The organism is Serratia sp. szju, from assembly GCF_044594185.1.
Taxonomy (GTDB): Bacteria; Pseudomonadota; Gammaproteobacteria; order Enterobacterales; family Enterobacteriaceae; genus Serratia; species Serratia bockelmannii.
Genome location: NZ_CP172576.1, coordinates 305,118 through 325,107 on the forward strand (window position 1 = coordinate 305,118; position 19,990 = coordinate 325,107).

Consider the following 19,990-nt stretch of genomic DNA (forward strand, 5'->3'; position numbering starts at 1 on the left):
AACGCCCTTTTACTGCTTAAAAACGGTATTCCACCCCGCCCTGCACGGTGCGGCCGCGCCCGAGGGTATTGGCCAGCGTCTCGCCGTAGCTAACGACGTAGGCGCGGTTAGTCAGGTTCTCCACCGAGCCGCGCAGCGTCAGGCTGTCGGTCAGCTTGTAGCTGGCGTACAGATCGAACAGGGTGTACTTCGGCCAGTCGGCCAGGTACGGGTAATTGGACGGCACCGAACTGTCCTGATAGCCCGGCGCAAAGCGCACGGTCACCCCGGCGTCCAGCTTGCGATCGAAGGCGCGGCCGCCCAGCGTCACCGAACCGCGATCGCCTGGCAGGTAGGCGGCGGAGCCGAACTGCGTCCCCCCGTCACACGTGACGAAGTCATTGGAAGCGGCATCCGGCTCAACATAGAAGTTGCCGCGGCGCGATCCGTCGCCGTAGCGCAGACGCCCTCCCAACCAGGCCTTGTTCGAGCAGAACTCGTTTTTGCCGATCATGTGGGTATAGGTCAGGTCGGCGTAGAACACCCCGGCGTCATAGTTGAGCTGGTACTCCAGCCCGCGGAAGCGGGTTTTCGACAGGTTGTTGACGTAAGCAGCATTGCCGATGCTCGGCTGCACCAGCCCCGGTTTATTGCGGTCTATCGCCAGGTTGATGTAGTTATCCACTTTGGTATCGAAGTAGGCCACCTTCGCCACCAACCGATCGCCCTCAAACCACAGATCCGGCTGCTGCACGTTGAACCCGACTTCCCAGGCGCGCGAGCGCTCGGGCTGCAGGAACGGGTTGGGGTATTGCGTGGATGAACTGTGCGCGCTGCCGTTGGTCAGCGTTTCGGTGATCGCCGGCGGCCGCCAGGATTTGCCGTAGGTGGTATACAGCTCAAGCCACTCCACGCCGGGGCGTACCGCCACCGCCAGCGTTGGCGACAGCTTGCCCTGATCGCGATCCACGTCCCAATCTTCGCGGGTGGTGGTTGAACAGCCGGTCAGACGCAACGCTTTGCAAGGATTGTCAATCGTGTAGCGTTGCCCATCCTTGGCCAAATCCGGATAGCTCAGGCCGGTCTGGCCGCGCAGGCGATAGCGGTCGTAACGCAGCCCCCCCTCCAACGTCAGCCAGCCGTCGTAGTCGTAGGTCAAGTTGGCGAACAGGCTGGCGACCGAACGGTTGCCGGCCGGCGTCACCCCTTCCATGCCTTGGCGGGAAGAGTCGCTGGTTGCCTTGTCGTAATAAAACTCCAGCCCGTAGTTGGCGCGGAAGTCATGCCCCGGCGCCAGGCTGAAGCGCGAGGTATTTTGCGCCTGCGCGCCGTAGGTACGCAGGCGGGTACGCGTCGCGTAGCCGTTGTCCAGCAGCGAGCTGGTGCTGTAGGTGTCGCTGTCATCCTGAGTATCGACGTAATACAGCTTGGCCTGAAAATCGAGCCAGTCGACGTCTTCCGGCGCCAGGCTGTAATCAAACGCCGCGTTGCGCGCCATCACGTCGCTGTAACCGGTGCGCTTCCAGCCCAGTTCATAGGGCGGGCGGGTGCCCAGGTTGGTCAACGTGCCGGCGATCGGCGACGCGGTCTGGGTCTGCAGATAGCTCAGCTGCAGGCGTTGGTTGGCGGGCAGATTCCAGCCCACCTTGGCCAGCCGCGAGTGCATACGGTAATTTGTGTCGGGGATTTTGTTGTTCTTGATGCTCTCGGCGTAGCGATCGTAATTGCCGGTGTCGTTATTGATGCGAATGTTACCGATATCGCCCTTGTTGCCGGGCCAATAGTCGCCGAGGTGGCGTTCGCTGGCGGCCAGCAGGATATCGCCGGTTTCGTTGCCCAATGCCAGTACGCCGCTGCCGATGAAGTGGGTGCCGTTATCGCCGGTGCTGGCGTGCAGCTTGCCGCCCAGCTCTTTGCCCGGCGCCAGGAAATCGCTCGCGCTGACGGTATTGAAGGTGGCAATGCCGCCGAGCGTGCCGGCGCTGCCCATGCCGCCGGTGGTGCCCTTGTCGATAGTCACGCCGGACAGCAGTTCGGAATCGATGTACATGGTGCCATTACGCTGGCCATGGCCGCTCTTTTGAAAATTCTGCCGCATGCCGTCGATATTCATGTTCACCCGGCCATAGTCTTGTATGCCGCGGATGTTGACCGACAGCGCAGGATCTTGCTGGCTGACGCTGGAATAGGCTCCCGTAGTCTGCTCCAGAATATCGGCCGCGTGTCGCGCCGGGCGGTTGTCCATCTGTTCGCGGCTGATGACGCTGACCGAGCGCGGTTCGTCGTAAACCCAATCGTTGGCATTGATGCCGCTGGCACCCAGCACCGTCAGGCTATCCAACGCCAGCGCGCCACCGTCGCCGTTCGCCGTCGGCAGCCGGCTCAATACGATTTGCCCCTGCGGCTGCAGGCGGAAAGCCACCGGATTGCCGCCGATCAAGCGCCGCAGGCCCTGTTCAACGCTCATGCTGCCGTTCAGCGCCGCCGCCTGCATGCCGTCGAGTTTCACCTCGTCAAAAAACACCTGCATGCCGGCCTGCTCGGCGAAGCGCAACATGGCGCTCTGCAGCGGCTGCGCCGCAATGTTGAAATTCTTTTGCTGTGCGGCCTGCGCGCCGTTCGCCTCAGCCTGGACGGCAAGCGCCACCGCCGGCTGAGTCAACATCATCGCCGCCAGCGCGGCGCGTACCGCCGTGGCCAATCGGCCGGCCGGCGTGGTTCCCTTGTGAATAAGCATGCGTGTGTGTTCCACCCGAAAGAATGCCAAACTAAGTGATAATGGAAATCAATCTCGTTTAAACATAAGGACGTTCCGGGAGGCAAAAACCCGTAAAGATTTTTTACAGAAAGTGAAAATAACGGCGAAGCGGGCATCCCGGCCCGCCTTGGCCGCTCAGTAAAGCAGCGTGATGCCGGGGAGATTCAGCTGGCGGGCGGAGAGTTCCTGACGAATGGCGCCGACGCCGTCGTCGAGTTTATTGAGCGCGAACACACCGCTCACGGTGCGCGTTCTTAGCGCGGGATTGACCGCCACGATGCGGGTCCCGCGATAGCGGTTGAGCTGCGCGAGCGCCTGCGTCAGCGGTTGGCGGTCGATCACCAGCCAGCCGCGTCGCCAAGCGTCATCACCGGCCGTTTGCCGCGTCAGCTGCAGCTGCCCGTTGCGGTAATGCGCCGCCTGGCGTTGCGCGACCACCAGCGAGCGCTCGCCGCGCTCAAGCGTCACCCGCACGCTGTGCTGATGCACGCTGACGTCGACGCCCTGTTCAGTGCGCGCCACGCTGAACTCGGTGCCCAGCGCCTGGGTGACGCCGTTTTTCGCCTCCACCCTGAACGGACGGCTTTCCGCCCCGCCCAACGGCGCGACGATAAAATAGGCGGCGCCGCTCAGCAGCCGCACCTTGCGCTCATCTGCGGAATACGCCAGCGCGATCGCGCTGCCGCTGTCCAGCGACACCCGGCTGCCGTCCGGCAAAGCAACTTCGCGCACCTCACCGCGAACGGTTTGATAATCGGCCTGCAGGCCGATCCACAGATCCGGCCCGCGATAAACGCCGAATGAAACGGCGAGCGCCACCGCCGCTGCCACCGCCCAGCGGGGCCATCGATAGCGAGAGGGCGTTTTCAGCGCCGCCACCTGCGGTTGTAACGCCTGCCGCTGCTCAGGCGGCAGTTGCCCAAGCGTCGTCCACAGCAGGCGAGCCTGACGCAGCGCCGCCGGATGCTGCGGATCGGCGGCCAGCCAGGCGTCCAACGCTCGCCGCCGATCGGCCGGCAGCGCCCCTTCGGCCAGACTCACGGCCCAGGCGGCCGCCTGCTGTCGCGCCTGTGCGGTTAGCGGTTTCATAATGGCATAGACCTCTGTTTTTTCTGGTTATAGGTTAAGACGTCTGAGCGCGGATAAACCCGTAAAAAAATTGCCATTATTGTTCTTCCATCCGCGCCATCAGCCGCTCGAGGGCGCTGGCCAGGTGTTTTTCCACCGTGCTGAGCGACACGCCCAGCTGCGCCGCCACCTGCGCCTGGGTCAGGCCATCGAGCCGGTTAAGGCGGAAAATCTGCTGCGTGCGCGGCGGCATGTCCGCTAGCGCCTGCTGCAACAGCTGCAGCAATTGGCTATCGATCGCCCGTTGTTCAAGCGCCGGTTCACCGGAGGGATACTGCGCCAGAATGTCGTCTTCGACCGCTTCGGTCTGCCGCCGCTGCTGCTGGCGCACATGGTCGAGCATCAGGTTTTTGGCGGTTTTGTACAGGTAGGCTTCGATATCGAGAATGTTACCCTGCGGATATTGCTCGGTAAGGCGGGTAAAACTTTCCTGCGCCAAATCCGCGGCCAGCTGAGGGTCGCGCAGTTTGGCGTTCAAATAGGCTTGCAGCGGCCGCATATGGCGCAGAAACAGCGCCTGCAACTCGGAATTGGACATCTCTTTTCCCAGAAGTGAAACACCCAATAGGGGCGATAAAAATCACATAAATGATTATCATTATCAATATTGTTCTGGGAAATATATGCTAACGCCGGGGATAAACAGGAAACCGGCCTGGCGCCGGTTTCCGCTGTGCAGCAGGTCAGAGCTCTAGCGCCTCGTCTTCATAGCGGTGCTTGGCGTCGAGCGCTTCCTGCTCGGTTTCATGTTCACTGAGCAGCGTATTCGGCTCAATGTCGTCGGTGCGCACTTCAAAACGGCGCAGATGCAGGTTCGGGTCGCCCCGAAACACCTCAACGACGCGGGCGCTCCGTGGATAAGCAGGTTGATCATTTTCGCGCATGCCGTTCTCCCGTGTGTTTCACACAGTAGCAAGTATAGCAGCCGCCCTCATTCCGGCACGCGCGAGCCAAGATCGCGATCGCCGGGGGCGCCCGCCAACAGCTCGGTCAGTTCGTCGCAGGCGCAAATGCGGCCTTCACGCACGGTGAAGTGCGCCAGCACCCGCACGCGGCTGCGGGTACCGTCGCGCTTTTCCACCTCGACCAGATGGTGGGTCAGCACTGCCTCGCCCTGCTCCGCCGCCGCGATCACGCTCAGCGTCATGCGGCGGGTTTGCCGTTTCAGCAGCGCCATATGTTGCTCAAACTGCTCGAAGTTCAGCACCTTGCCATCCACCTGCTGGCGGTAGTCTGCGCTGAAACGGGCAGCGAGCTGCGTCGGCCGATGCTCCGGGCTGGCGACGACCTGCTGCAGCGTATCGAGCACCAGGTTCAGTGGGGTAACTTGAGTCATCACGTTTCTCCGAAATAGGGTGAACGGCGATCCTATCCCGGCCAGGCGATGGCATAATAACCACATCAAGACTTTCAATAACGTTAAACGGCCAACATGACGCAGATCCGCAGCCAACGCCTTCAGCATGAAAAAAAGCACCTGACGCCCTGGCACCGGCACGAAGGCGGCCAGATCTATCTCTTGACGCGTGGCATGCTGGCAATGGAACTCCCGGGCCGGCAATGGGCGATCACCGGCGGTACGCTGGGCTGGCTGCCGCCGGGATGCGCCCATCAGGCGCTGGCCTGCGGCGACGTGGCGGGCTGGAGTCTGTATCTGCCGGGGGAAAGCGTGCCGGAGATGCCGCCGCAGCCGCAGCTGTTCACGGCCTCTGCGCTGTTGCAGGCCCTGGTGGAGCGTATCGCGCAGTTCCCCGCCGGCCCACTGAGTGCGCCGCAACGGCGGCTGCTGCAGGTGCTGCTGGATGAAATGCACGCGGCAAGCCGCGCGCCGTTGCAATTGCCGCTGCCGCAGGACGCCCGGTTGCTGAACATCGCCCGGGCGCTGCTGAACGATCCCGCCAGCCTGCGCAGCCAGCGCGACTGGGCCGACTGGGCCGGGCTCAGCCCGCGCACCCTGAGCCGCCGCTTTGTGCAGGAAACCGGCATCAGCTTCGCGCTGTGGCGCCAGCAGGCGCGGGTATTGCGTTCACTGGAGGGATTATCACGCGGCGCAGCGGTCGCCGAAGTGGCCGACACCTGTGGCTACGACAACGTCAGCGCCTACATCGCCGCCTTTCGCCGCCGCTTCGGCGTCACGCCCGGGGCGTACTTTGCGGCCGCTCGGCAAACGGAATAGGAAAACGGGCGCCCAGCGCCCGAAGAGAAGAAAGGGTTATTTCACCGTCTCACGCGGCAGCACCGCGAGGATTTGCTCCACCACCCGCTGCGGATCGGCGGCGCCGTCCATCACGTAATGCGCGGCGTCCTGATACAGCGCTTCACGCGCCGCCAGCACCTCGAGCATCTCTTCGGCGATCGGCCTGCCGGTGAGCGTCGGGCGCTGCGCATCTTCCGGGTACTCTTCCAACCGCTGCGCCAACACGCTGGCCGGCGCGCGCAGATAGATAACGGTGCCATGCTGGCGCATAAACTGACGGTTCTCTTCCGCCAGGATCGCGCCGCCACCGGTGGCAACTACAGTTGACGGTTTGGTCACGGTTTGCAACGCGATGGTTTCGCGGCGACGGAACCCCAGCCAGCCCTCGCGCTCGACCATTTCCGCCACGCTCATCTGTACCGCTTGCTGCATAAACAGATCGGTATCGACAAACTGATAGCCCAACGCCAGCGCCAATGCGCTGCCTACCGTGGTCTTGCCGGCTCCGCGAGCGCCTATCATGAACAGGGTTTGTGTCATTACGGGTTGTCCCTTATGCGGTGACTTGAGTGCATTGCATACCAAAATACCGAGCGGGTGCGATGGCGTGGTGGCTGCATCATACCCTGCCCGCTCTGTATTTCAATATTTACGATAGTGTAAATTCCATGGCACAGCGACTGCCGACGGCAAAGCCGTGCGCCAGATCCTCATCCAGGTGCCGCCGCAGGGCGACCGTGAGCCGCGCGTCGTCGAGCGGCCGGAATCCCAGCCGCCGGTAGTAGGGCGCATTCCACGGCACATCAATGAAGGTGGTGAGCGTCAGGCGAGTGGCGCCCTGCCGTTTGGCTTCTTCCGCCACCGCGCCGATCAGGCGGCGGCCGACGCCCTGCCGTTGCCAGGCAGCGGCGACCGATAATTCGGCGACATGCCAGTCTTCCCCCTGAGCCAACACGGCGATAAAACCGGCGCACTCACCGTTGTCGCTTTCCGCCAGCCATTCACGGCGCTCGGCGATAAACGCGGCGTGCTGTTTCGGGGCCATCACCTCGCCTTCGGCGATAAAGCGCCATTCCGGCTGCTGGCGAAACAGCTGCGCCGCCGAACGTTCAACCGCCATCAGATGCGCGATATCTCGCTGCTGCGCCAAACGGATCTGCAGGCTCATGAGTTCTCCTTAACGTTGGGGCGGTTATTTAAACAAATTCCACCGCCCGTGGCTCAGAAATCGATACTGCCGCGCAGCACCACCTCACGCGGCTCTCCCACCGCCACGCGCAGATTGCCACCGCTGGACGGATAGTAGGTTTTATCGAACAGGTTCTTCACGTTCAGCTGCCATTTCACCCGATAGCCGTTGATCGGCATGGTGTAAGCGGCGAACGCATCAGCAACGGTGTAGTTATCCAGGTAGAAGCTGTTGGCGGCGTCACCCGGGCGGCGGCCCACGTAGCGCGCGCCGGCGCCGATACGCACCTCATCGCCGCTGTACAGGCCCAGGCTGCCGAGGTTCTGGGTCAGGAACAGCGAGGCGGTATGGCGCGCCACGTTGGTCATCTCTTTGCCCTTGTTGTCCGGATCGTCCACCACGCGGGCGTCGGTATACGCATAGGAACCGATCAGGCTCAGCGAGTCGGTAAGATTACCGGCCACGTCCAGCTCCACGCCCTGCGAACGCACGCGCCCGGCGGTGCGCGTCACGGTTTCGCCCTCCACCAGCTCATTGACCATCACGTTGCGTTTGGTGATGTCGAACAGCGCCAGCGTACCGGTGACGCCGTTCGGCAGCGCCAGCTTGCCGCCGACCTCCCACGACTTGCCCTGTTCCGGCGGCAGCGAATCAATTTGGGTGGCGATGGAAGAGTTCGGCTTGAACGACTCGGTATAGCTGCTGTACAGCGACACGTAAGGCGTCAGCTTGTAGACCACCCCGGCGCGCGGCACCAGCTTGCCGTCCGAGCTGTCGGTGTTGGTCTGGAACGGCCGCCCCTTGCCGGCATAGACGTCGAAAGCGTCGTAACGCAGCCCGCCCATCACCAGCCATTTATCAGTCAATTGGATAGAATCCTGCATAAACCAACCGTAGCTGGTGAGGTTTTCCCGCTGGTCGCTGTCTTTGGCGCTGACCGCGGTCGACGGCGGCATCAGGCCGTATACCGGATGATAGATATTGAAATCGCTGTTCTTTTTACCGCGGATCATGTCGCCGCGGTAGGTACGGTTATCTTCAAAATCAAAGCCGAACAGCATCTGGTGGTTGATGCTGCCCCAGTCCACGTCGCCATTGAGCGTCAGCTGCACCGCGTTGGCGTGGCTGACGGCGTTGGCGGTCGAGTCGGCCTGGCGGCTCAACACGCCGGTCACCGGGTTCAGCGCCGTGGCGCGCGCCTGGTTGTCACTGTAGCTGTTGCGGCTGTAGGCGTAGGTCAGCGAGCTTTTCCAGCGCTCGTTGAGCGTTTGATCGATCTGCAGGGTAATGCTGTCCTGATCGCCGCGGGTAGCGTTATAGGCTTCGTCGAAACGGCGATCGCGCGGCGTATTCACCGGTTTGCCGGTGCGCGAATCGATAATGGTGCCGCGATCGAACGGCACCAGATATTCCATATGCTCGTAGGCCAAGCGCACGGTGGTGTTCTCGCCGTACCACATCAGCGAGGGCGCGATCACCGTCTGGCGGTTGCGGCCGAAGTTGCGCCAGTAGTCGGTTTCATCGTGATCGACGATCATGCGATAGGCGAATCCCGACGTGCCGAGCGGCCCGGTCACGTCGAGCTGGCCGCCGCCGCCGTTGAAGCTGCTGCCCCAACCTTCCACGTGGGTATGTTGCTGCAGCTGGGGCTTTTTGGTGATCATATTGATCATCCCGCCCGGCTCGCCCATGCCATACAGCATCGAGGCCGGCCCCTTGAGCACCTCCACCCGCTCGGTGGTCGGCGTAAAGTTGCGAGCCTGCACCGAGCGCACGCCATCGCGCAGAATAGAGCCGTCGCGGTTATCGCCAAAGCCGCGTTTCATGACCGCGTCCTGAGTGCCGCCCAGCGTGTTGGCCTGGGTAATGCCGCTGACGTTGTACAGCGCTTCGTCCAGGCTGCTGACCGCCTGATCGGTAATCACCTGCTGCGGCACCACGTCGATCGCCTGCGGCACATTCAGCAGGTTGGTTTCGCTGCGGGTGCCGGTGACGCTGGTCAACGGCTGATAGCTCTGCACACCGTCGGCGTCTTTGCGGCCAATCACCGTCAGGCTTTCTTCTTTCGACGCGACTTTTTCCGCCGCCCACGTCGGCAATGTTGCGCAGGCCGCCAAAGGCAATGCGCACCACAAGCCGCGCTTGTTGTTATTCATTATCTAACTGACTCCAATAGGTCCCTGAAAAAGGTAACGGCAAAAACTGCTGATACAGCTGTTGGAAGGTCTGCTGCGGGTTGATGTCGGCGAACAGATCCGGATAAAACGCTTTGGCGAATACCTCGACCAGCACCACGTGGTACGGGCTGAGGTAAAAGTTGTGCCAGACGCTCCAGGCGCGGTGGTTTTTCACCGCCTGCAGGCTGGCCAGCATCGGCTGTTTGGCGATCAGCCGGCGGAAGCTGTCGGCGGCCTCCAGTGGGCCGACCTGCGGCCCGAGGCGCAGATCGGACAGCCGTTTGCCTTGCGGGCCGGCCATGCCGGTGGCGAGGTATACGTCGGGATTGGCGCTCAGAATGGTTTCCGGGTTCAGTTCGCCATACACCCCTTTGACGCTGGCGTTGGCGATGTTGTCGCCGCCGGCGAAGGTCAGCAGATCGCCAAGGTTGCCGTGTGCGGCGGTGGTGCAACAGGTATCGCGCCGCCCCAGATGCAGGTGCAGCATCACTTTGGGCTTCGCCCCCTGATAGCCCGCCAGCCGTTGCTGAACCACCGCCATATGCTGCTGATAAAACGCGATGAACTGCTCGGCGCGCTGCTGGCGATTGAGCACTTCGCCCAGCAGCCGCACGCTCGGCACGGTGTTGTTCAGCAGATCGATACGCAGATCGACGTAGATCACCGCCACGCCGGCCTTGTTCAGCGCGGAAACCAGCAGATCGTTGTCGCCGTCTTCACGCGCGTAGCGCGCCAGGATCACCAGATCCGGCTTCAGCTGCAGCAGGCTTTCGATGTTGACCTGGCGGAAATTATTGCCGCTGATAATGGGGATCGCGGCGATCTGCGGGAACTTCTGCGTATAGCGTTGCCAGCTTTGCGCATCGAAACGCGCCAGATCCGCCGGCCAGCCGACGATGCGCTGCGCCGGGTTGCCCGGCTCCAGCAGCGCCAGCGTATACAACATGCGGCTCTCCCCCACCACGATGCGCTGCGGATTGTCCGGCACCACAACCTGACGGCCGGTGATATCGGTCACCGTCTTCGCCTGGGCGGAGAACACGCCGAACCACAGAGAAAGCAGCAGTAAAATGAGGAAATTGCGCATGATTGAGCCGAAAGGGGGAAATAGTGTGCGCATGATAATCACTCTCATTAGCACTTGCAATCCCGCGCCGCCATTGCCAAAAGAAATCCGGGAAACGGCGCCGGGCGCGCGGCAAACATGGCGAAACCGCTAAAATAACGGCTTTAAAAAGTTAAAAAAATGGCGGGGAAATCGGTTAAATAGAACGGGGAAACAGCTAAAAACCGGGAGACCTCCATGACTCAACGCATCATTCCGCTGTCGGATTGCCCGCAGTTTGCCGATGTGTGCGCCGCCTGGGCCTTCGGCCAATGGGGCTCACAGCGTGGCGGTTCGCTGGAGCGCACCCAGTTGCGCTTCGCCCACTGCAGCCGGCCAAGCGACGATCACCTGACGCTGATGATGATCGACGGCGATCGTCCGGTGGGCATGGCCAGCCTGTGGCCCAGCGACGATCATCAGCGCCAGGATCTCACCCCATGGCTGGCCGGCGTCTTCGTGCATCCCGATCACCGCCGCAAGGGCATCGCCCACCGTCTTGAGATGGCCATCGTCGAGGCGGCGCGGCAACGCCATCACTCGGTTTTGCATCTCATCACCGACAAATCGGAAGCGCTGTACGCCGGCTGGGGTTGGCATCCCGTGGAACGCCGGCGGCAGCATGACGAAGAAGTGGTAGTAATGGCGAAAACGCTGTAGCTAACGCGGCGTACAGACATACACCAGCGCCGGCGGGAAGTTGCGCACCACCCGCAGGCGCTTCCAGTGAAAATAGCGGGACAGCAATTTTTCCGACAGGTGGCTGTATTGGAACAGCACCAGCGTGCCGTTGCGCGCCAGCAGCCGCTGCCGGGCCTGCTGAAGAATACGCACGCTGATCCTGACCGGGATCGACAGCAGCGGCAGGCAGGAAAACACCACGTCGTAATCCGTGGCCATTTGGGTCGCCGAATGGGGCATCACCTGCAGCCGCCGATCGTCTATCCCCCGCAGCCGATGCACGAAATGCGGTTGAATTTCGAAAGCCTCCAGCGCCGCATCGGCGCGCATCCGCCCCAGGATGCGTTTGGTCAGTACGCCGTCCGCCGCGCCCAGCTCCGCGATCGACAGCGCACGGGTCCATTCAATCTGGTTCAGCATCGCCTGGCACAGCCACGGGGAAGAAGGCGCCAGCGTACCGACGGTGCGCGGTGAAGCCATAAATTGCTGCAAGTAAGCGAAGTGATTCATCAGTTGCAGCCGGGTCGCATTTAACATTGAGGCCTCCTTGGGTTAAGCCCCCAATGTGAGCCGAATTTCTTAAGTAATCATTAACATGATTCCGAAAGCGGCAGACACAGTTGTAATAAAATGCGACCTCAGCCACGACGGCACAAAGAAAAACGGTCGTAATAATGACCTGAAAATAAGCCGTTTATGCGCCGACTGTTCAGATAATTATTACGACCGTTTATTTTATTGGCCACGTTGCCGTGGCCAGAGAGTAACAATCAACGCTTAGCGATAAATTTCCGCATTGCCGCGCCAGTTACTGGAGTCCCCGGGGGTGTCCAGGCCGATAATGCGGTAATGGCTGGCGCCGTCCGCCGCGGCTTTTTCTTTCAGGGCGGTGATGGCGTCATGCGGTGAGCCGCTAATGCCGGAAACCGACACGACGCCGATGCTTTGCAGATTGGCGGCCTGCTCGCTGTTGACCTGTTTCACCGACGACAGCGGCGCGGCGAAAGTGGAGAAGGAAGCGGCGGCGATCAATACGGCTGCGATGCTTGGGATAAGTTTCATGATTGACTCCAGGTGTTCTTGTTTATTAGCTCGTTGTCAGTGATGTTAATTATCCGCTAGCCAATGAAAACGGACGTCATGCAACGTAAAGAACATCAATCATTGTGAGGAGAATAAGGAGGATATGAGTGCGAGTGTGTATTTTCAGGCAGGAATGACTTTATTGAGTTCACCTTACCCCTATTTGATGAACAATTAAAGACAGGGCGAAAGAAAGAACGCACGCCGCCGCTATTTAAGATTTTTTACCCGCCGAGGCGCGCTGAGCTACGCTGATTTTGTGGCTTACCCTTTTAAGGAAGAACGCTTATGTCGCAAAACCTGCTGCGCGTGCGTGACGGTCAGGGCGATTCGGTCTCATTCTCCGAACTGCTGTTCGATCTGATCTACGTTTTCGCCGTGACCCAACTTTCCCACTATCTGTTGCATCACCTGACGCTGACCGGCGCACTGGAAACCCTGCTGCTGTGGTTCGCCGTCTGGCTGGCCTGGCAATACACCGCCTGGGTCACCAACTGGTTCAATCCCGATACCCGTCAGATCCGCCTGCTGCTGTTCGCGATCATGCTGCTAGGGCTGTTCGCCGCCGCCGCGCTGCCACAGGCGTTTGGCGAACGCGGTCTGATCTTCGCGCTGTTCTACGTCGCCATTCAGGTTGGCCGCTCCGTCACGGTGCTACGCCTGCTGGCGCCCGATCATCCGTTAAAACAAAACTTTCGCCGCATTCTCGGTTGGCTGTGCATCTCCGCCGTCTTCTGGATCGTCGGTGGGCTGGCAGAAGGCAATGCCCGCCTGGCGCTGTGGGCGATCGCCGTCTTGTGCGAATACGTCTCGCCGATGTTCGGCTTCCGTTTACCGGTCCTGGGGCGCTCGGACAGCAGCAGCGAATGGACCATCGAAGGCCACCATCTGGCAGAACGTTGCCAGCTGTTCGTGATCGTGGCGCTGGGAGAAACTATTCTGATCACCGGCGCCACCCTGAGCGAGATGGAAAGCTGGAGTCTGCCGGTGCTCATCGCCTCGCTGGTGGCCTTTCTCGGCAGCCTGGCGATGTGGTGGGTTTACTTCGACACCAGCAGCAAAGCCGGCAGCCACGCCATCAGCCAGGCGGAAAACCCCGGCCAACTGGGCGCTTATTTCCATTATGTGCACGTCGCGCTGGTGGGGGCGATCATCGTCTGCGCCGTGGCCAACGAGCTGGTGATCGCCCATCCCGACGGCCGCATCCAACACGCCACGGCGGCGGTGCTGCTGCTCGGCCCGGCGATTTACCTGTTCGCCAACGCGCTGTACAAACGGCTGGTGTATCACCGTTTTCCGCTGTCGCACCTGGTTGGGCTGCTGGCGCTGGCGGTATTGGCCCCTATCGCCTATTTAACCGATCTGCTGATGGTCAATGGCCTGACGACGCTGATCATGGTGATGGTGGCGGTGTGGGAGAGCATCTCGCGCGGCAGAGCGCCGCAGCAGCATGCGGAAGCCTGACACAAACGGGGGCGCTATCGCCCCCGCTGTGAGATTGATGACAAACCTCATGCCATTGCCGGGTTTGCAAAGAGCAGCGGATAAAAAACAAGGAAAATCAATTTATTGATTTTCGGCTGATGGCCACAAAGGAGGAAAAACCACGTTTTTTCCTCCTTTGTCAACGGTCTGACGGGGGCGCTATCGCCCCCCTATCTCGGTCACTTCAAGGGTTGCGGCAAGGTGAGCACCCAAAGCTCACTCAGCGATTCCGGCTGCTCCAGAAGGCGCAATTCGATGCGGGCGTCGGTTTTGTCGCCGTCGAGGCTCAGCCGCCCTCCTTTCTCCAGCTGATAGTCACCGATTTTCTTGCTCTTTGGCGACGCATCCACCAGCTTGGCCTGCAAGCCGAAATCGTTGTCATTGATCACCGCCAGCGTGCGATCGTCGATCAGCGCCAACCCTTCCGCTTTCTCCTGGCGCCAACCCAACTGACGCAGATCCGCCACTTCCCGTTTCTGCGCCAGCTTCACGCCGCGTTTAGCCAGATCTTTCGCATCATCGAACTCCAGCGCTTTACCCTGGCCGTCAAACGCGCTCAGATCGCTGGCCTGCGCGAGATCCACCAGATAGATCTTGTTGATCATCGTCTTTTCTTTACCGGTTCCCTGTTCAATCAACAGGATGCGCTGGTTGTCCAACGCCACGACATCGCCAATTTTGGCGTCTTTGGCTTTTTTATAGCTGTCGATATCGATGGGATAGCCGTACATCGCGGTTTTGCCACTGCGCGGATCGAAGCTCACCAGCCGGGTAAACTGCGCCTTGTTTTTGCTTTTGCCGTCGACATCCAGCGTGCTCTGCACCGCCGCCAGAATGCGCCCATCCGGCATCCGGGTCAGCCCCTCAAAACCGCGGTTAGGCTGGCGCCACTTCAGGATGTTCGGTAACCCGCTCGCCACCGCCTGCTCGCCGGCCTGCGGCGTTGGGCCATATTTGGCGAGGATTTTACCTTTGCCGTCGACATGGATCAGAAACGGGCCGTACTCATCGCACAGCCAATAGCCGCCGTTACCGTCACCGATGATGCCTTCGGTATCCAACCCGCGGCGATCGCCGGACAGCGGTTGCAGCGCGTCGTTCAACGCCACTTCGTTCGTGGAACCAATCAGCTCACTCGGCAGCGGCAGCCCGCTAATCGGCCCTTTTTCGTCATGCAAGGGCCGCGCATTCTCGGCCACGGCCTTGCCGCCGCCGATACGAATGTCCATCAACAGAGGCGTGAATTGCGGATTGGCGAAAATCTTGGCCTCTTGCTTGCCTACCGCCGGGGCATCGGCATTCGGGCCGCGATCGGTCAGCGTCGTCAGCACCAAATCGTCGCCCTGCTTCTTGTTGAACATCAACCCGGAGCCGATCCCCACCGGCAACCCCTGCGGGAAATGCTTGGCGAACGCCCCCTGATAGGCGACGCGTTCCCCACCGGGGAAGCCGACCACATAACGCGCCACCTCAATGTCGGCAGCGTGGGCCAATACAGGAAACAGTGAAGCCAACAGCAGGGAGAGCGATTTTATTTTCATATTTGTTACCCGAGGTTAAATGAAGCGTTGTCAGGCAGAAGACGATATTAATTTAGCATGACACTTAGATGACAATAGGCAATTCGTCAAATGCACATCAGGCAATAAGGTTGGCTGGCAAATAGAAATTAGCAATTAACCTGAGCGTATTGAATGGAGAAAACCGCTGGAAAAAACCGCCCGGAAATAACCCGTCATTTTGCTTAGGGTAAATTCTGATAACAAAGATAAAAAAATCGGCAAACGCGCGTCAACACGGCGAAAAACGGTGTTTTTCTCATAGACAAAATAAAATACCAGGGATTTAATACCGCCGTTATTCAAGGTGCATTAAGAAAATTCTATAGAATATCTGCATGAACTGAAAAAGCTGTTCTATAGTTTTTAGTGCTAACGCCCGTTAGTCAATTCCGCAGGATGGAATCTATGTCAAAGCGACTTTTTGCTGAATTTTTTGGCACATTTTGGTTGGTGTTTGGTGGTTGTGGTAGCGCAGTATTAGCAGCGGCATTCCCACAACTGGGTATTGGTTTCCTCGGCGTCGCGCTCGCTTTCGGTCTGACCGTGGTGACGATGGCCTATGCCGTCGGCCATATTTCCGGCGGGCACTTTAACCCGGCGATCACCGTCGGCTTATTCGCCGGCGGCCGTTTCGCGGCGAAAGACGTGATCCCTTACGTGATCGCACAGGTGATCGGCGGTATCGCCGCAGCGGCGGTGCTGTATCTGATCGCCAGCGGCAAAGCCGGTTTCGACGCCACCGCGGGCGGTTTCGCCTCCAACGGTTACGGCGAACACTCACCGGGCGGTTATTCTCTGCAATCAGCCATCGTGATTGAGCTGGTGCTGACGGCCTTCTTCCTGATCGTTATTCATGGCGTAACCGACAAGCGCGCGCCGGCAGGCTTTGCCCCGCTGGCGATCGGCCTGACGCTGACGCTGATCCACCTGATCAGCATCCCGGTGACCAACACCTCCGTTAACCCGGCGCGCAGCACCGGCGTAGCGATCTTCCAGGGCACCTGGGCGCTGCAGCAGCTGTGGGTGTTCTGGCTGGTGCCGCTGGTCGGCGGCATTATCGGCGGCCTGATCTACCGCTGCCTGCTGGAAGACAAAAAATAAGCGTATCGCAGTCGATCGCGTTTCACGGGGCAGCCTTCATCGGCTGCCCCGTTGCTTTCAGCCCTTCGTCACTTCAAACATCATGATATCGCTGGTAAAGGAGCCATCCAGCTGAATCGCGAAATGCTCCGCCACCTCTTGCGACACGCTTTGCTGCAGCGCGCGGATCGCGGTGACGAAATGCGCCGGGGTGCGCATGCGCGCCACCCAGCTGTCGAACTCCAGCATCAATCGATCCGACGTCACCTCACGCACCACCAGCCCGGCTTCGGTCAATAACGCCAGCCACTCGCCTGGCGCATAGTTGCGCACATGCGAGGTATCACGCAGCACTTCCACGGTTTGCAGGTAGATATCCAGCAGCGGATGCCCCGGCGAGACCACGTCCATAAAGATCGCTCTGCCGCCCGGTTTGAGCACCCGCCTGACCTCACGCAGCGCCTGGCCGACATCGTGCCAGTGGTGCGCCGAATAGCGGCTGATGACCAGATCGAAGCTGGCGTCCTCAAACGGCAAAGACTCCGCCACGCCTTGCTGCAGCTGAATGTTACCCAGGCCTTTTTCCGCCGCCGCCTGCTTCACCACCGCCAGCATTTGCGCCGACAGATCGTAGGCCACCACCTGCGCCACCCTGGTCGCCGCGGTGAAGCTGGCATGCCCGGCGCCGCAGCCCAAATCGAGCAGACGCGCGTCGGCATGCGGCGCCAGTAACTGCGCGAGGCGTTGCAAATCCTTGCCCTGCGCATGTACCGCGCTGGTTAAGTAGGCGTTGGCCTGCTCGCCGAACTGCCGGTCTACCGCGTTTTTATGGCTGTTGCTGTTGCTCATGTTTGCTCCTGTTATTATCCGGCTTGCGCCTGTGCCTGAAGGCTTTTCGGCTACTATAATCAGGCTACTATACGGGTACAATATGAGCAGTTATCCTGGTATAAATAGGTACCACGCTATGTCATCAGAAGCCTTATCCGGGCCAAAAGCCCTCGGCGCATTTCTGCGCGCGCACCGCGAACGCATCACGCCGGAAATGATCGGCCTGCCTAGCTCTTCGCGCCGCCGCACCAGCGGCCTGCGCCGCGAAGAACTGGCGCAAATCAGCGGCATCAGCGCCACCTGGTATACCTGGATCGAACAGGGCCGCGAGGTGTCTATTTCCCCCTATACGCTGGCACGCATCGCCAAAGCGCTGCGGCTCGGCCCGGCCGAACGCCACTACCTGTTTACCCTGGCGCGCATCGCCGATCCCGAGCAGGAAGCGCACCGCGAAACCGCCAACGACGCGGTGCTGCAAAGCGTGCATCAGATGACGGTGCCCTGCTATCTACTGGACGTGACCTGGAACGTCGTCGCCTGGAACCCGCAGGCGGCGGCGCTGTTCCGCGGCTGGCTGGATGTGGCCAACAGCCCCAACCTGCTGCACTTCATGTTCTTCCACCCGTTGGCGAAAACGCTGGTCAGCGATTGGGAGGAACGCGCTCGCCGCGTGGTGGCCGAGTTTCGCGCCGAGACCAGCCATCATCAAAATACCGAAGAGATGCGCGCCTTCGTGCGCAACATGACGCACAACAGCGCGGACTTTAATCACTGGTGGAAGCAACATGACGTGATGGCGCGCGAAGGCGGTGAAAGAGCGTTCGAACATCCTCAGCAAGGCGCACTGCGCTATCGCCAACTCACCTTCCATCCGGCGGAGCACGCCGGTCTGAAGCTGGTGATGCTGATCCCGCTGCCGCAATTGGTAACAAATTCATAGGCAGGTTTACCCGCCATTTATTTATTGGTTCATGTAAACGCGCTAGGGTGATTGTTACCGATGATAGTCATCATCCAGCAACGTTATTTATCTCCCGAGGTACGCCTATGCAATCCGAAGAACAACGCCTTATCGATGGTCTGTTTGGCCGCCTGAAAGAAGCCGAGACCAAGACGGGCCCACGGGATCTCCAGGCAGAGCAGCAAATCAACCAGCATATTCGCGAGCAGCCTTCCGCCCCTTATTACATGGCGCAGGCGATGATCATTCAGGAAGCAGCGCTCAAGCAGATGGACCAGCGGGTCAAAGATCTGGAAGCCCAGGTCGCGCAGCTGCAGCAAACCGCCCACGGCCAGCAAAGCAGCGGCGGTTTCCTGGCCGGTCTGTTTGGCGGCGGCAGCCGCACGCCAAGCCCGCGCGAACAGTATCAGGCGCAGCAGCAAAATACGGCGGCCTGGAACAACGCGCAGCAACAGCCTCAGCAACCGGCCTATGCCCAACCGCAGCAGGCGGCGCCTTCACGTGCCGGCGGCTTCCTGGGCGGCGCCTTGCAAACGGCAGCGGGCGTCGCCGGCGGCGTGGTATTGGCCGACATGCTGACCGGCATGTTCCGCCATTCGCAGCCGCAGGAAATCGTGAATATTATCGAAGAAACCCCGGCGCCGCTGGACGACAGCGCGATGCGCAATTTCGACGCCTCCAACAACCTTGATACCTTCAACAACGGCGACGGCGGCAGCTTCCTGAACCAGGACAACGGCTTCCAGAACGCCAACTATCAGGACGACACGGACTACGCCGACGACGATTACAGCGACGACGACGACTCCTTCCTGTAATGCCCTCTCCCCCTCTCACCCGCAGAGGGGGATTTCCCGTTTCGCCAATCTGGTCTACAGTGAACACTGTTCATTTATCCAGCAGAGAGAAACGATGACAAGCTTTAATCCTTCCACCCCTTTCTTCAGCGAACGCCTGCAGATGCGCCCACCGGTAATGGCGGACCTCGCACGTTTCTACGCCATCTTTGGCGATCCGCAAACGCAGCGTTTCAATCCCGCCGGCCCACTCACCAGCGAAGCGCAGGCCGCATCGGCGCTGCACGAGAGGATTGCCGGGTGGCAACAACACGGTTACGGTTCCTGGGCGATCGCTCTGCGCGAACGGCCGGATTGGATTATCGGCTTTGGCGGATTGTCCCGGAAACCGCTCGGGGCGCAGCGCACCGTGAACCTCGGCTATCGCTTCGATACTCGCGTCTGGGGCATGGGATTGGCCACCGAGATGGCGCGGGCTTCGCTGCAATACGGTTTTGTCGGATTGGCGCTGGAGGAGATTTCCGCCATTGTACGTGCGGAGAATCAGGCCTCGTGGCGAGTATTGGAAAAGGTCGGTTTACGGCGGGTGGATACGCTGGATGACGTGCCCGGCGCAGCGCCGAGCCTGGTGTATACGCTAAAGCGCGGCGACTATCAGGGTTGATCGTCGCTGATTTTGGCCAACGCCATGCGGTAAGATTTGACCTTCTGACGCTTTTTCAACCAGGTGGTGGTAGACACGATGAACACCGCGCCCGACATCGCCAACACGCCGGTCGGGTGGCCGTAAAACACCATCAAGGCAAAGTACACGGCGGAAACGATCGCCACCCATTTCGCCGTATTGCCCATGTCGTTCTTCTCCTGGGTCAAACGGCGGATGTGCTCTTCTTCACTGATTCCCATACGCGCTCCTTGTTGGCTGAACGTTCCATTATATGGAGCTGGAGTGTTGATATTTCAAGCGGTTGGATGGT

Annotated in this window: 21 protein-coding genes; 7 read left to right on the forward strand and 14 right to left on the reverse strand. The window is 60.4% G+C overall.

What is annotated here, in order from left to right:
* Positions 1-16 precede the first annotated feature (16 nt).
* From RE418_RS01510 to RE418_RS01530, 5 genes are all read right to left on the reverse strand, one after another.
* Positions 17-2,716: a TonB-dependent receptor gene (locus RE418_RS01510; RefSeq protein WP_025301725.1), complete on the reverse strand. Its 2,700-nt coding sequence runs from the start codon at positions 2,714-2,716 to the stop codon at positions 17-19.
* A 156-nt stretch (positions 2,717-2,872) separates the two neighbouring features.
* Complete coding sequence (locus RE418_RS01515) at positions 2,873-3,826, reverse strand: FecR domain-containing protein (RefSeq protein ID WP_049295127.1); 954 nt, start codon at positions 3,824-3,826, stop codon at positions 2,873-2,875.
* Between the two features lie 76 nt (positions 3,827-3,902).
* Complete coding sequence (locus tag RE418_RS01520) at positions 3,903-4,403, reverse strand: RNA polymerase sigma factor (protein WP_049206220.1); 501 nt, start codon at positions 4,401-4,403, stop codon at positions 3,903-3,905.
* Positions 4,404-4,548: 145 nt separating this feature from the next.
* Positions 4,549-4,749, reverse strand: a complete 201-nt coding sequence (locus RE418_RS01525) for a YaiA family protein (protein WP_004940491.1) — start codon at positions 4,747-4,749, stop codon at positions 4,549-4,551.
* A 47-nt stretch (positions 4,750-4,796) separates the two neighbouring features.
* Positions 4,797-5,201, reverse strand: a complete 405-nt coding sequence (locus tag RE418_RS01530; RefSeq protein WP_043135601.1) for a nuclear transport factor 2 family protein — start codon at positions 5,199-5,201, stop codon at positions 4,797-4,799.
* A gap of 96 nt (positions 5,202-5,297) precedes the next feature.
* Here RE418_RS01530 and RE418_RS01535 point away from each other — a divergent pair, with 96 nt between their 5' ends.
* Positions 5,298-6,041: an AraC family transcriptional regulator gene (locus RE418_RS01535; RefSeq protein WP_049295126.1), complete on the forward strand. Its 744-nt coding sequence runs from the start codon at positions 5,298-5,300 to the stop codon at positions 6,039-6,041.
* Positions 6,042-6,077: 36 nt separating this feature from the next.
* Here the strand turns inward: RE418_RS01535 and aroL are convergent, their stop codons facing one another.
* The 4 genes from aroL to RE418_RS01555 all read right to left on the reverse strand — a co-directional run bounded on the left by aroL (position 6,078) and on the right by RE418_RS01555 (position 10,515).
* Positions 6,078-6,602 (reverse strand): shikimate kinase AroL, encoded by a 525-nt coding sequence (gene aroL, locus RE418_RS01540; RefSeq protein WP_025301720.1) that lies wholly within the window; start codon positions 6,600-6,602, stop codon positions 6,078-6,080.
* Between the two features lie 109 nt (positions 6,603-6,711).
* On the reverse strand, positions 6,712-7,230 hold the full coding sequence (locus RE418_RS01545; protein ID WP_049295125.1) for a GNAT family N-acetyltransferase: 519 nt from the start codon (positions 7,228-7,230) through the stop codon (positions 6,712-6,714).
* Between the two features lie 53 nt (positions 7,231-7,283).
* Entirely contained in the window at positions 7,284-9,407 is a 2,124-nt protein-coding gene (locus RE418_RS01550; protein WP_089180588.1) for a TonB-dependent siderophore receptor, read from the reverse strand.
* Positions 9,400-10,515 carry an ABC transporter substrate-binding protein gene (locus RE418_RS01555; protein ID WP_060447658.1) on the reverse strand — a complete coding sequence of 372 codons (1,116 nt, stop codon included), beginning with the start codon at positions 10,513-10,515 and terminating at the stop codon, positions 9,400-9,402. The genes RE418_RS01550 and RE418_RS01555 overlap by 8 nt, the downstream gene beginning before the upstream one ends.
* A gap of 216 nt (positions 10,516-10,731) precedes the next feature.
* Here RE418_RS01555 and RE418_RS01560 point away from each other — a divergent pair, with 216 nt between their 5' ends.
* A complete protein-coding gene (locus RE418_RS01560; protein ID WP_049206225.1) occupies positions 10,732-11,193 on the forward strand; it encodes a GNAT family N-acetyltransferase in 462 nt (153 codons plus the stop codon).
* On the opposite strand, the gene RE418_RS01565 is transcribed toward RE418_RS01560, so the two are convergent.
* Both RE418_RS01565 and RE418_RS01570 read right to left on the reverse strand, forming a co-directional pair.
* Positions 11,194-11,751: a class I SAM-dependent methyltransferase gene (locus RE418_RS01565; protein ID WP_025301715.1), complete on the reverse strand. Its 558-nt coding sequence runs from the start codon at positions 11,749-11,751 to the stop codon at positions 11,194-11,196.
* A gap of 240 nt (positions 11,752-11,991) precedes the next feature.
* Positions 11,992-12,276, reverse strand: coding sequence for a YdgH/BhsA/McbA-like domain containing protein (locus tag RE418_RS01570; protein WP_004940519.1), 285 nt, complete (start codon positions 12,274-12,276; stop codon positions 11,992-11,994).
* 309 nt (positions 12,277-12,585) lie between these two features.
* Between RE418_RS01570 and RE418_RS01575 the strand changes: the two genes are divergently transcribed.
* Entirely contained in the window at positions 12,586-13,761 is a 1,176-nt protein-coding gene (locus RE418_RS01575) for a low temperature requirement protein A (protein WP_399675734.1), read from the forward strand.
* A gap of 200 nt (positions 13,762-13,961) precedes the next feature.
* Here the strand turns inward: RE418_RS01575 and RE418_RS01580 are convergent, their stop codons facing one another.
* Positions 13,962-15,323, reverse strand: coding sequence for an esterase-like activity of phytase family protein (locus RE418_RS01580; protein WP_089180587.1), 1,362 nt, complete (start codon positions 15,321-15,323; stop codon positions 13,962-13,964).
* Positions 15,324-15,749: 426 nt separating this feature from the next.
* On the opposite strand from RE418_RS01580, the gene aqpZ reads away from it, so the two are divergent.
* Positions 15,750-16,445 (forward strand): aquaporin Z, encoded by a 696-nt coding sequence (gene aqpZ, locus RE418_RS01585; RefSeq protein WP_025301712.1) that lies wholly within the window; start codon positions 15,750-15,752, stop codon positions 16,443-16,445.
* A 57-nt stretch (positions 16,446-16,502) separates the two neighbouring features.
* On the opposite strand, the gene RE418_RS01590 is transcribed toward aqpZ, so the two are convergent.
* Positions 16,503-17,273, reverse strand: coding sequence for a class I SAM-dependent methyltransferase (locus tag RE418_RS01590; RefSeq protein WP_089180586.1), 771 nt, complete (start codon positions 17,271-17,273; stop codon positions 16,503-16,505).
* Positions 17,274-17,391: 118 nt separating this feature from the next.
* On the opposite strand from RE418_RS01590, the gene RE418_RS01595 reads away from it, so the two are divergent.
* The 3 genes from RE418_RS01595 (at position 17,392) to RE418_RS01605 (ending at position 19,677) form a co-directional block, all read left to right on the forward strand.
* Positions 17,392-18,195, forward strand: coding sequence for a helix-turn-helix transcriptional regulator (locus RE418_RS01595; protein ID WP_025301710.1), 804 nt, complete (start codon positions 17,392-17,394; stop codon positions 18,193-18,195).
* A gap of 107 nt (positions 18,196-18,302) precedes the next feature.
* Positions 18,303-19,034, forward strand: coding sequence for a DUF2076 domain-containing protein (locus RE418_RS01600; protein ID WP_025301709.1), 732 nt, complete (start codon positions 18,303-18,305; stop codon positions 19,032-19,034).
* Between the two features lie 94 nt (positions 19,035-19,128).
* A complete protein-coding gene (locus tag RE418_RS01605; protein WP_043135584.1) occupies positions 19,129-19,677 on the forward strand; it encodes a GNAT family N-acetyltransferase in 549 nt (182 codons plus the stop codon).
* Here RE418_RS01605 and RE418_RS01610 read toward each other — a convergent pair.
* Positions 19,668-19,919 carry a hypothetical protein gene (locus RE418_RS01610; RefSeq protein ID WP_025301707.1) on the reverse strand — a complete coding sequence of 84 codons (252 nt, stop codon included), beginning with the start codon at positions 19,917-19,919 and terminating at the stop codon, positions 19,668-19,670. The genes RE418_RS01605 and RE418_RS01610 overlap by 10 nt on opposite strands.
* Positions 19,920-19,990 lie beyond the last annotated feature (71 nt).